Source organism: Aquibium sp. A9E412 (assembly GCF_030398335.1).
In the GTDB taxonomy this organism is placed as follows: Bacteria; Pseudomonadota; Alphaproteobacteria; order Rhizobiales; family Rhizobiaceae; genus A9E412.
On the sequence record NZ_JAOAOP010000089.1, the window covers coordinates 1 to 11559 of the forward strand.

Annotated in this window: 11 protein-coding genes and 1 riboswitch; of the genes, 5 read left to right on the forward strand and 6 right to left on the reverse strand. The window is 69.6% G+C overall.

The features are described 5' to 3' along the window. Positions 1-112: 112 nt before the first annotated feature. From N1F89_RS19135 to N1F89_RS19155, 5 genes are all read left to right on the forward strand, one after another. Complete coding sequence (locus N1F89_RS19135; RefSeq protein ID WP_290086033.1) at positions 113-1051, forward strand: N-carbamoyl-D-amino-acid hydrolase; 939 nt, start codon at positions 113-115, stop codon at positions 1049-1051. A 62-nt stretch (positions 1052-1113) separates the two neighbouring features. Further along, positions 1114-2571, forward strand: a complete 1458-nt coding sequence (gene hydA, locus N1F89_RS19140) for a dihydropyrimidinase (RefSeq protein ID WP_290086034.1) — start codon at positions 1114-1116, stop codon at positions 2569-2571. A gap of 61 nt (positions 2572-2632) precedes the next feature. Beyond that, positions 2633-3538 (forward strand): polysaccharide deacetylase, encoded by a 906-nt coding sequence (locus N1F89_RS19145; RefSeq protein WP_290086035.1) that lies wholly within the window; start codon positions 2633-2635, stop codon positions 3536-3538. Positions 3539-3598: 60 nt separating this feature from the next. Next, positions 3599-3919 (forward strand): hypothetical protein, encoded by a 321-nt coding sequence (locus tag N1F89_RS19150; protein WP_290086036.1) that lies wholly within the window; start codon positions 3599-3601, stop codon positions 3917-3919. Then, positions 3916-4887 (forward strand): CobW family GTP-binding protein, encoded by a 972-nt coding sequence (locus N1F89_RS19155; protein WP_290086037.1) that lies wholly within the window; start codon positions 3916-3918, stop codon positions 4885-4887. Before N1F89_RS19150 ends, N1F89_RS19155 begins: the two co-directional genes overlap by 4 nt. Before the next feature lie 217 nt (positions 4888-5104). Here the strand turns inward: N1F89_RS19155 and N1F89_RS19160 are convergent, their stop codons facing one another. The 6 genes from N1F89_RS19160 to N1F89_RS19185 all read right to left on the reverse strand — a co-directional run. After that, complete coding sequence (locus tag N1F89_RS19160) at positions 5105-6163, reverse strand: hypothetical protein (protein ID WP_290086038.1); 1059 nt, start codon at positions 6161-6163, stop codon at positions 5105-5107. Beyond that, entirely contained in the window at positions 6160-6960 is an 801-nt protein-coding gene (locus tag N1F89_RS19165) for an ABC transporter ATP-binding protein (RefSeq protein WP_290086039.1), read from the reverse strand. The genes N1F89_RS19160 and N1F89_RS19165 overlap by 4 nt, the downstream gene beginning before the upstream one ends. Next, positions 6957-7958, reverse strand: coding sequence for an iron ABC transporter permease (locus N1F89_RS19170; RefSeq protein ID WP_290086040.1), 1002 nt, complete (start codon positions 7956-7958; stop codon positions 6957-6959). The genes N1F89_RS19165 and N1F89_RS19170 overlap by 4 nt, the downstream gene beginning before the upstream one ends. Then, positions 7951-8790, reverse strand: a complete 840-nt coding sequence (locus N1F89_RS19175; RefSeq protein ID WP_290086041.1) for an ABC transporter substrate-binding protein — start codon at positions 8788-8790, stop codon at positions 7951-7953. The genes N1F89_RS19170 and N1F89_RS19175 overlap by 8 nt, the downstream gene beginning before the upstream one ends. A 4-nt stretch (positions 8791-8794) precedes the next feature. Beyond that, positions 8795-10753, reverse strand: coding sequence for a TonB-dependent receptor (locus N1F89_RS19180; protein ID WP_290086042.1), 1959 nt, complete (start codon positions 10751-10753; stop codon positions 8795-8797). Positions 10754-10923: 170 nt separating this feature from the next. Beyond that, a riboswitch (cobalamin riboswitch) is annotated at positions 10924-11129 on the reverse strand. Positions 11130-11215: 86 nt separating this feature from the next. Continuing rightward, a partial coding sequence (locus tag N1F89_RS19185) for an energy transducer TonB (RefSeq protein WP_290086044.1) occupies positions 11216-11559 on the reverse strand: 344 nt, incomplete at its 5' end.

Below are 11559 nucleotides of genomic sequence, written 5' to 3' on the forward strand. Positions count from 1 at the left end.
CCGATCTCGGCCAGGGCGCCGACCACACCTCGATCCACACGTTCTTGAAGAAGCAGGCCCAGTCCCGCAAACCCCTCCGAGACGACAGGCCATCGAGCGAAGGAGACGTGTCTTGGCAAGACTGATCAACACCGCCTCGGCCCAGATGGGGCCGATCAGACGTTCGGACACCCGCAGCAGCACGGTGCGCCGGCTGATCGAGATGATGCGAGAAGCCAAGGCACGCGGTGCGGAGCTGGTGGTCTTTCCCGAACTCGCCTTCACGACCTTCTTTCCCCGGTGGCTGATCGAGGACGAGGCCGAACTCGACAGCTTTTATGAGACGGAGATGCCCGGCCCAGAGACCGCCCCGCTCTTCGAGGAGGCCAAGAAGCTCGGCATCGGCTTCAATGTCGGCTATGCTGAACTCGTTCAGGAGCAAGGCAAGAAGCATCGCTTCAACACCGCTATTCTGGTCGACACCAGGGGCGAGATCGTCGGCAAATACCGCAAGGTGCATCTGCCCGGCCACGATGCACCGCAGCCGGGCCGCACACATCAGCATCTGGAGAAGCGCTATTTCGAGCCCGGCAATCTCGGCTTCGGTGTCTGGCGCGCCTTTGGCGGCGTGATGGGCATGTGCATCTGCAATGACCGCCGCTGGCCCGAAACCTACCGTGTCATGGGCTTGCAGGGGGTGGAGATGGTCATGCTCGGCTACAACACGCCCTATGACCACACCCAGCATCCCGACATCGACAGCCTGACTCAGTTCCACAACCATCTGTCTATGCAGGCAGGTGCCTACCAGAACGCCACCTGGGTGGTGGGCACGGCCAAATGCGGCGTGGAGGAAGGCTCCAACATGGTTGGCCAGAGCGCGATCATCTCGCCATCCGGCGAGATCGTCGCCATGGCCTCGACGATTGGCGACGAAGTCATCACCGCACGGTGTGATCTCGATATCGGCAAGCGCTATCGCGAGACGATCTTCGACTTCGAGCGCCATCGCGAGCCGCACGCCTATCGGCTGATCGTCGAGCGAAAGGGTGCGGTGCCGCCGCCCACGTGACGAGCAATGCGCCGGTGCGGACGTCGCCGGCCAACGGTTCTGGACAACGCAAGGAGGACACGATGTCGACCGTGATCAAGGGGGGAACCGTGGTGGCTGCCGACCGCAGCTACGAGGCCGATGTTTTGATCGAGGGCGAAACGATCGCCGCGATCGGCAACGATCTCAGTGGAGACAAGGTGATCGACGCCGAGGGTGCCTACGTCATGCCGGGCGGGATCGATCCGCATACCCATCTGGAAATGCCCTTCATGGGCACCACAACGGCCGAGACGTGGGAGAGCGGCACTTTCGCCGCATTGTCGGGCGGCACCACCTTGGTTGTCGATTTCGTCGTTCCCGGCGCGGACGGCATGGTGAAGGCGCTCGACGCTTGGGAAGAGCGTGCCGCGCGCCAGGCCTCGTGCGACTATTCCTTCCACGTCGCGGTGACCGGCTGGTCGGAGCAGATCTTCGACGACATGGCGACGGTGGTCGATCGCGGGGTCAATACCTTCAAGCATTTCATGGCCTACAAGGGCGCTTTGATGGTCAACGACGACGAGATGTTCGCCTCGTTCACACGTTGCGCCGCGCTTGGTGCCCTGCCGCTGGTTCACGCCGAAAACGGCGACGTGGTTGCAGCCCTGCAGAAGAAATGCCTCGAGATGGGCATCGCCGGGCCTGAGGCGCACGCCTATTCGCGTCCGCCCGAGGTCGAGGGCGAGGCGACCAACCGGGCCATCATGATCGCCGATGCCGCAGGCGTGCCGGTCTATATCGTGCACACCTCCTGCGAGCAGGCACACGAGGCCATCCGTCGTGCGCGCCAGAAGGGCATGCGCGTATATGGCGAGCCCCTCATCCAGCACCTTCTGCTGGACGAAGGCGAATACGCGCATGCGGACTGGGATCACGCCGCCCGGCGGGTGATGAGCCCGCCTTTCCGCGACAGGCAGCATCAGGATTCGCTTTGGGCGGGGTTGTCCGCCGGCTCCCTGCAGGTGGTCGCCACGGACCACTGCGCCTTCACCAGCGAGCAGAAGCAGTTCGGACGCTCCGACTTCACGAAAATTCCAAACGGCACCGGCGGCCTGGAAGATCGGCTGTCGCTGTTGTGGACGCACGGGGTGGAGCCGGGTCGACTGACCATGAACGAGTTCGTCGCCGTGACCTCGACCAACATCGCGCAAATCCTCAACGTCTATCCGCGCAAGGGCGCCGTGATGGTCGGCGCCGATGCAGATATCGTGATCTGGGACCCGAAGATGTCGAAGACGATCACCGCCGCGACTCAGAAATCGATCATCGATTACAATGTCTTCGAGGGATACGAGGTGCGCGGCATGCCGCGCTACACGCTGTCGCGCGGCGAGGTGGTGTGGGGCGAGCAAGGTGCCAACGAGCCGCGTCCTGGCCGCGGTCGGCTGGTCCGGCGGCCGCCCTTCTCGGCCGCCAACCGGGCGCTGTCCACATGGAAAGAACTGACAGCGCCGCGTGCGGTGCAACGGTCCGCGGAGCATATGCCGATCGGGGTATGACCCGTCCTGGGCGACACGGTGCGAAACAGAAATCCGATTTTACCTGGAAGGAGGATTCGAAGTGGCAAAGAAAGAGATTTTCTGCTCGTTCGGTACCGACATTGACTCGGTTGCCGGCTGGATCGGTTCCTATGGTGGCGGGGACTCCCCGTCCGATATTCAGCGTGGCGTGTTTGCCTCCGAGGTCGGCGTTCCGCGGCTGTTGCGCCTGTTCAAGAAATACAACCTGCGCACCAGCTTCTTCATCCCAGGCCACTCGCTGGAGACATTTCCCGATCAGTGCCGACAGATCGTCGACGAGGGCCACGAGGTCGGCGCCCACGGCTACACGCACGAAAATCCTGTCGCCATGACACCGACACAAGAGGAGGCTGTGCTCGCCAAGTCGGTCGAACTGATCGAAAAAATGAGCGGCAAGGCGCCGCGCGGCTACGTCGCGCCATGGTGGGAGATGTCGAGCAGCACCGCGGCTTTGCTGCAGAAGTACGGCTTCAAATACGACCACAGCCAGGGCTACCGCGACTTCCAGCCGTTCTATGCCCGTGTCGGCGACAAGTGGACGGTGATCGACTACTCCAAGAAGGCGGAAGAGTGGATGAAGCCGCTCGAGCACGGCAAGGAGATCGACCTCGTCGAGATCGGCGCGAACTGGTATGTCGACGACCTGCCGCCGATGATGTTCATCAAGAAATCGCCCAATAGCCACGGGTTCGTCAACCCGCGCGACATCGAGGAACTGTGGCGCGACCAGTTCGACTGGGTCTATCGTGAAATGGACTATGCCGCTTTCTGCTTTACGATACATCCGGACGTGAGCGGCCGGCCGCAGGTGCTTTTGATGCTCGAGAGACTGATCGACTACATCAACGGCCACGATGGCGTGCGCTGGGTGCCGTTCGAGGAGATCGCCGAGGATTTCCGAGCGCGCTATCCCTTCGAGGGCAAGCAGCGCCCGCCGGTGATCTGAACCGGCCAGGCAAGGCGAGCCGGCGTTCGCGCCGGCCGCCGCGATCAAAGGAGCAGACAGATGTGTGCGAATTGCGGTTTTCCGTCCGTTCCGGGCCACTGGACGGAAGCCGGTGCCTCGACACCGACCGACCGCTTGCGGGCGCGCTTCCGCCGTGCCCAGTTGCTTCAGTCGGTGTTGCCGGCATTCGGCCTGAGCGTGCATGACGACGGCGCGACGCCAGGCGTCACGCTTTCCGACCGCACCGGTCGGCACGAGATGGTTGGTGACGTCACCGAGGTGTGGCGTGCGGCCGAACGCATGAGCGGGTGCGTCATCGATCCGCTTGACCCGCGCTTCCTGGCCGAAACACAAGATGCGGACGGGCGCGACGGCGCATGAGCGAAATCCGCGACGGGCGCATGCGGCTCACCGTTCTCGGCGGGTTTCTCGGCTCCGGCAAGACCACCTGGCTGCGCCACCAATTGCATCACGGCCAGATGCGGAATGCGCTCATCATCGTCAACGAAGCGGCAGAGGTGCCGGTCGACGATGCGTTGCTGGCCCGATCGGCGGAATTGCGTGTGCTGCCGGGCGCGTGCGCCTGCTGCGAAGGGCGTGATGCGCTGGTCGCCCTCTTGCGCGCCATCTGCGACGCACGCGTCGGCGGCGACGATGCGCTGAGCTCGCTCGACCGGATCGTGCTCGAAACCAGCGGGTTGGCCGATCCCGGACCGATCGTCGACACGATCCGCGCCGATCCGGTTCTGATCCACCACCTCATGGTCGACGAGATCATCATCGCCATCGATGCTCTGTACGGTCTCGATCAGATTCGGCACGAACCCCTGACGCTGCGCCAGATCGAGACCGCCGACAGGCTGGTGGTGACCAAGATCGACGCAACCGCGGGGCTGGAACTCGCTCGGCTCGTCGCGACTTTGCACGCACTCAATCCAGGCGCGGCGATTTCCGGAGCAGTCATGGGCAGCGGCGCCGACCTGCCCGACCATACCGGCATCGAACCGGCCGCAATCCTGCCGACCGAGGGGGAGGAGGCTTCGGCCACGATAGCCGCCACGCGGCTCGATCTTTCCGATGAGACCGACTGGCCGGCTTTCTCGGTATGGCTGAGTGCGCTGCTCTACGCACGCGGTGACGACATCATGCGGGTCAAGGGCGTGGTGCGCACGCCCGCCGGCCGATTGCTTCTGCAAAGCGTGCGCAAGGTTGTCCAGCAGCCCGAGATCGTGCCTGAAACCGGCGCAAAGCCGACCGACGACGACAATTCCGTTGTGGTGATCGGTCGCCGCTTCCGGGCCGAAGACCTGCGCAAGTCCTTGGCCTATTTTGCCGGAGCGCGACGCTGAGCGGTTGCGCCACGGTGAGTCTGCAGGTCTTCGGAGGGCGGGACGCGCCGCCGAAGATCCCTCCCGTCCCGGCAACGAGAGCGCGACGAAGAGCGAGCCCGCCACGCCGCATGCCGCTCGGTTGCACAGCACGCCGCGATCGCGTCACGGCGCCCGCCGCCCGCTTCCGCTTCGCCCGGATGCGCTTGACGCGGGGCGCCGTGGCGGGGTTTGCCGGTCAGGCGGGTGCGTGGCCGGGGGCGTCGTCGTCGGTGTCGTCGGCGTCGTCGGCCGGGCGCATCGCGTCGAAGGCGGTGCGCCAGGCCCGCACGCGCTGCAGGAGCGCCCGGTCGCCGTCCTGCTCGGCAAGCCGCTCGTGCTGGCGCAGCGTCACGCGCAGCGCGGCGCGCTCATGCCGCCCGTCCGGCGCGGCGAAACGCTCCGGGCCGTCGCCCGTGCGCAGCGCCGCTTCGGCCTGCTGCTTGACCGCCAGCAGGGTTGGCACGCCATGGCGCGACAGCAGCGCCTGGAAGCGCGCATGCAGTCCGGCGTCGAAGGGCCGGTCCTCGCCGAGCGGCCCGATCACCGGATTGCCGGGGTGCAGGAAGGCGATCGGCACCATGCCCGGCGGGATCGGCGTGTTGGCCGTGTGCGTGCGGCCCGAGGCCAAGAGCCGCGGTAGCACGTGGCTGTGCGGTCCGGCCGGCGAGACGCCGCCGGTGTCCGGGCCGCCGATCTTCTGGAACACCTCGGCCCGGCCGGCGCGCGTCACGGCGACGCGGTGCGGATGCGCCGCCAGGATGGCGGCCATCGCCGGGTTGCCGGGGTCGAACAGGGAGCGGCCGCAGGCCGCGCGCAGCGCGTCGATCAGCGCCGGGTCGGCCGTGCGGATGCAGAAGTCGCAATTGCCGAGCGCCAGGCCCATGTCGAACAGGATGGCCGCCCGGTCCTGCGGCCGGATGGCCGCCGCGTCGGGGCCGAGCTCGCTCAAGACGGCGCGGCCGGCGCCGGCGGCGTCGGCGGCCGGCAGGCACAGCGCCACCGCGTGGCTCCAGCGCTGCGGCCGCGGGCTCAGCGTCTCGTAGGCGAGCGGGACGAGCGTCGCGGCGACGGCCGGGTCGAAGCGGATCGCGCCGCGCGCCGTCGCCCGCGTCAGCCCCGGCCGGTCGTCGACGACGGCCGGCTCGCCGTCGTCCTGGTGGAACTCGGCGAGCGCACCGAACGCCCCCATGCTCCAGCCCGCCTGCCAGTCCGCCAGATGCTCGGCGATCAGCCGGCTCACCGTGTCCGCGCTCATGGTCTCTCCGTGTCGTTCGCGTGGCCGCCCGACAGCGCCGTCGGCAGCACGATCAGCCCGTCCTTGCCGTCGCTGCGGTGGATCTCGACGCCGTAGACGTCGCGCATCAGCGTCGCCTCCAGCACCGTGCCGGGCGGTCCGTCGGCGACCAGGCGTCCGCCGTCGAGCACGACGATGCGGGTGCACCAGCGCGCCGCCAGGGCGATGTCGTGCAGGCAGGCGACGACGCTGCGGCCCTCGCGCGCCAGGGCGGCGAAGGTCGCCATCAGCGCGATCTGGTGCGCCGGATCGAGGCCGGCCGTCGGCTCGTCGGCCAGAAGCAGCGGCGTGTCCTGTGCCAGCGCGCGGGCGATCAGCACCCGGGCGCGCTCGCCGCCCGACAGCTCGGTGGCGCGGCGTGCGCGCAGCGCGGCGACGTCCATGCGCTGCATCGCCGCGGCGACCAGCGCGCGGTCGTGCGGCGAGGGGCCGGCGAGCGGGCCGCGGACATAGCCGCGCGCCAGCCCGACCAGCGTTTCGACGCTGACCGGCCAGTGCACCTCGCGCTCCTGCGGCAGGTAGGCGGCGATCTCCGCCCGCCGGCGCGCCGTCATGGCGCGGCCGTCGCCGCCGGCCAGCGCGATGCCGCCGCGCGCGGGGATCAGGCCGAGGACGGCCTTGAGCAGCGTCGACTTGCCGGCGCCGTTCGGCCCGATCAGCCCGATGCATTCGCCCGGCCCGACATGCAGGCTCACCGCGTCGAGCACCGTGCGGCCGGCGAGCACCACGGACAGCGCGTCGGTCGCCAGCAGGCTCATGTCAGCGTCCTGCGGTAGCGGAAGACGAGCCACAGGAAGAACGGCGCGCCGATCAGCGCCGTCAGCACGCCGAGCTTCAGGTCGCGGCCCGGCGCGAGCAGGCGCACCGCGATGTCGGCGGCCAGCAGCAGCGCCGCGCCGCCCAGCGCGCTCGCCGGCAGCAGCCGCGACGGCCGCGCGCCGACCAGCGGGCGCAGCACATGCGGCACGACGAGGCCGACGAAGCCGATGGCGCCGGCCACCGCTGTCGCCGCGCCGACCGAGGCGGCCGTGCCGAACACCGCGAGAAACCGCACCCGCGCCATGTCGACGCCGATCGAGCGCGCCGCCGGCTCGCCGAGCGTCAGCATGTCGAGCGGCCGGGCGAGGGCGGCCAGCATCGCCCAGCCGGCGGCCATGAAGGGCAGCGACAGCCAGACATGCGTCATCGAGCGGTCGTTCAGCGAGCCGAGCATCCAGAAGACGATCTCGAGCGCGGCGAAGGGATTGGGCGACAGGTTGAGGGCGAGCGAGGTCGCCGCGGCGGCGAAGCTGGAGACGGCGACGCCGGCCAGGATGATGGTCAGCCCGTTGGCGCTGGCGCCGGCCAGCGCCTGCACCACGATCACCGCCAGCACCGCGCCGGCCAGCGCGGCGAGCGGCAGGCCGAGCGGCAAGGCGGCGGCGAGCCCGGTGTAGATCGCCAGCACCGCGCCGAGCGAGGCCGCGGCGCCGATGCCGAGCAGCCCGGGCTCGGCCAGCGGGTTGCGCAGATAGCCCTGTAGCGCGGCGCCGGACAGGCCGAGCGTCGCGCCGATCGCCGCGGCCAGGATGGCGCGCGGCAGCCGGATCTCGCGCATGATCAGGGCGAGCGGCCCGCGATCGCCGGCGAACAGGCCGGCCAGCGCGTCGGCAAAGCCGGTCGCCGCCGGGCCGGTCAGCAGCGACAGCACGAAAAGGGCCGCGACGGCGAGCGCCAGGCCGCCGAGGAGAAGGCGGATGCGCGCCGCCTCACTCATCGCCCGCCGCTTCGGCGTCGTCGGCGAGCCGGCGCGCGGCCTCCAGCGTGAAGGGCGCGCCGCAGGTCCAGCGGCGGCTGTCGATGGCGATGCCGCGCCCGCCGTCGGCAAGCGCCCGGTAGGCGGGATGGCGCATGGCGTCATGCGCCCTGGCCGGCTGCCCGGCCGCGCCGTCCTCGCCGGCCACCAGATCCGGGTCGGCGGCGATCAGCACCTCGAGCGGCAGCTTCACGGTGCCGGAATAGCCCATCTCGGCGCCCAGATGCCGCAGGCCGGAGGCCGCCACCACGGCGTCGGCCAGCGTGCCGGCGCCGGATGTGTAGCTGTTGGCGTGGTAGAGGGCGAGCGTGCGGCCGCTCGCCGGCCGGGCGGCGAGCGCGGCGCGCTCGGCGTCGAACGCCGCGACCAGCGCGGCGGAACGGCGCTCGTTTTCGAGCAGCGCTCCCATCCGCACGATGTTGGCGCGGATGTCGTCGAGCGAGGTGGCCGGCGGGAACGCGGCGACCGGGATGCCGAGCCGCTCGAGCAGCGCCACCGTGGTGCGCGTGGTGTAGGTGCCGGCGATGACGAGCTCCGGCCGCATCAGGAAGATCTCCTCGGCCAGCCCGTGATTGAGCACCAGGCCGTCGGTCTCGCCGGCGAGCACCGAGGTCGCCGGATCGGCCGCCAGCCACGACACCGAATGAAGCTGGCCCGGCCGGGCGACCAGCATGGCGAGCTGGTCGGTGCACACGTTCATCGAGACCACCCGCGCCGGCGGCTCGGCCACAGCCGGCGTTGCGAGCCACGCCGGCAGGGCGATCGTCAGCGCGTGGGCGAGCCGCCGCAGCACGGGTCTAGAACCGCCCCTTGATGCCGACGAAGGCGGTGCGGCCCTGCGTGTTGTAGCCGAAGACCTCCTCGTACTCGGCGTCGAACAGGTTCTCGATGCGGCCGAACGCCGACAGGTTGTCGGTGATCTCGACGCTGCCGCCGACGGTGACGAGGACGTAGTCGTCGAGCCGCACGCGGTTCTGCGGCGTTGCGTCGATGAACTCGTTGTCCTCCATCTCGCCATTGTAGACGATCTCGCCGAACAGGTCGGCGCGGTCGTCCCAGAAGCGGTAGGCGGCGCTGAGCGAGGCGCTGTGCAGCGGCCGGCGCACCTCGCGCACGCCATCGGCGTCGCGCGAGTCGGTGTAGGTGTAGGTCGCGGTGGCCGAGAAGCCGTGGAACAGCCGCGCCGTCGCCGCGACCTCGACGCCCTGCCGGTGGCTGATGCCGTCGAGATTGACCGGCGTGGCGATGTAGGTGGGCGGCGGGTAGACGGTGGCGATCTCGTTGGTCAGGTCCTGGTTGAAGTAGGTCACGTCGACGATCAGGTCGCCGTCGAGGAACGTCTGCTCGACGCCGATGTCCCAGCCGAAGCTCGTTTCGGGCAGCAGGCCCGGATTGCCGGCGAACTGCGACGGGATGAAGCCGAACTGCTCGAAGAAGGTGGGGTTGGTGACGCCGGTGCCGAGCGAGGCGTGCAGCCGGGTTCCGGTGTCGGGGATCGCCCACGCCGCCGACAGGCTGTAGGTCGTCGAATCGGCGAACGCCTCGTTGACGTCGTGCCGCGCGGCGCCGTTGAGGTAGAACTGGTCGGCGAACTCGCCGCGGTATTCCGCGATCAGCGAATGCGCGGCGCGCTCCTTCGTCGCGAGCTGGCTCGGATCGAACACCGGCGCGAGCTGGCGGAAGCGCTCGCGCTCCCACTGATAGCCGGCCGAGATGCGGTGCACCGCGTCGGCGATGGCCGGCGTGTCGAACCGGTAGGTCGAGCGCGTCTCGGCCTTGAGCCGCGTGCCGGTGTTGCCGGCGATGCGCACGCCGCCGGCGAAGTCCTCGCGCTTGTCGCCGTTGCCAGACAGCCGTGCGACATGCGTCCAGGCGCCGTCCGGCGAGGTCCAGGTGGCGCCCAGCGTGCCGGAGAATTCCAGCATGCCCATCTCATCGTCGCTGTCGATGACCAGCCCTTGGGTCGGCGTCGGCGGATAGGCGAAGTCCTGCGTGTCGGTCTCGCTCAGCCGGTCGACGAACCGGCCGCTGCCGTCGATGACGAGGTTGTCGGTGAGCTGCAGGTTGAAGCGGCCGGACAGCGTCAGGTTCTCGCTGCCGTCCTTCTCCGAGCCGAAGTCCGACAGGTTGAAGCCGTCCGTGCGGCGGTACTGGGCGGAGAAGGCGGCGTCGATCCGCTTGTTGCCGCCGCGCAGGGCGAGCCCGCCCATCACCGTGCCGTCGGTTCCCGTCTCCGCGCGGCTGTCGATCTCGACGCCGTCGCTCGGCCCGCGCCGGGTGACGATGTTGATGACGCCGGCGGTGGCGTTCGACCCCCAGAAGGCGCTCTGCGGGCCGCGCAGGATCTCGATGCGCTCGACGTCGCCGACCAGCAGGCCGCCGAAATCGAACTCGCCCTGTCCGACCGCCGACACCTCGACGCCGTCGACCAGCACCAGCACGTGGTTGGCCTCCGCGCCGCGCACGCGCACCTGGGTCAGGCCGCCGGGCGCGCCGCCGCGCGACACGTGGAAGCCGGGCACCAGGCGCAGCGCGTCGGCGACGTAGCGGGTCTGGCTGCGCGCCAGCTCCTCGCCGGTGATCACCGTGAAGGCGCGGCCGGATTTCTCCTGTTCCACCGGGGTGATGCCGGCCGCGACGAGCAGCGACGGCAGCCGCGTGGCGCCGTCGTCGTCCTCGTCGAAGTCCTGGGCAAGGGCGCTGCCGCTGAGCGCGAGGGCGGCGATGCAGGCGCCGGTCAGGGCGAGCTTGGTCATGCGGGCTCCCATCGAGGGAGGCAGGCACGCGGCCTGCCGGTTGCAGTTCGGCGCTTGCCGGACGAGCCATGTCGATGGGGACGTGCCACCCGACGGACCTTCCGCGCAAAGACGCATCTCTCGATGTCACCTCTGCGGAACAGACCGTGCCTTGCCACACCCCGTGGCCAGGCTGGGTGACTCCTCAAGGCAGGTTTCCTGGCTTCCGTTTCAGCGCCGCGCTTTGCCTTCCCATCCGCGTACGGACAGTGGTCTGATCAAGCGGGCTCCACGGCTACAGTTGCGGGGGCAGCCGCGGTCTCGATCCCCTCAGGGCTCTCACCGCGTTCCCTTTTACCGGCCCTCCTGGGGCCGCACCTTGAAGCGGGCGCAGCAAAGCCCGCCGCCGCCGCGCTGTCAACACCCCCGCGCCGTGCGGGCGGTCGGCCGCCGGCCGCGCGGCGGGTTGTGCACAGGGCGCGTTCAGCGCGCGAAGCGCAGCGGCAGCGAGAACGACCAGGACGCGCGCCCGGCGGCCGCCGGAATCGGCGGAAAGGGGGCGGCGCGCCGGACGGTGTCGAGTGCCGCGCGGTCGAGCACCGGCGAGCCGGAGCTGCGCGCCACACGCAGCGCCGCGACGCCGCCGTCGCGCGACACGGTGAAGGCGACCTGCACCTCGCCGCGCAGCCGCTGGCGTCGCGCCTCGGCGGGATAGCGCAGCGCGCGGCGCAGCTTCGCCACCACCTTGCCCGGATAGTTCGAGACCGCGGCGTTGCCGCTGCGCTCGCCCTGCCGCGCCGGGGCGCCCTGCCGGCGCGCCTCAGCCC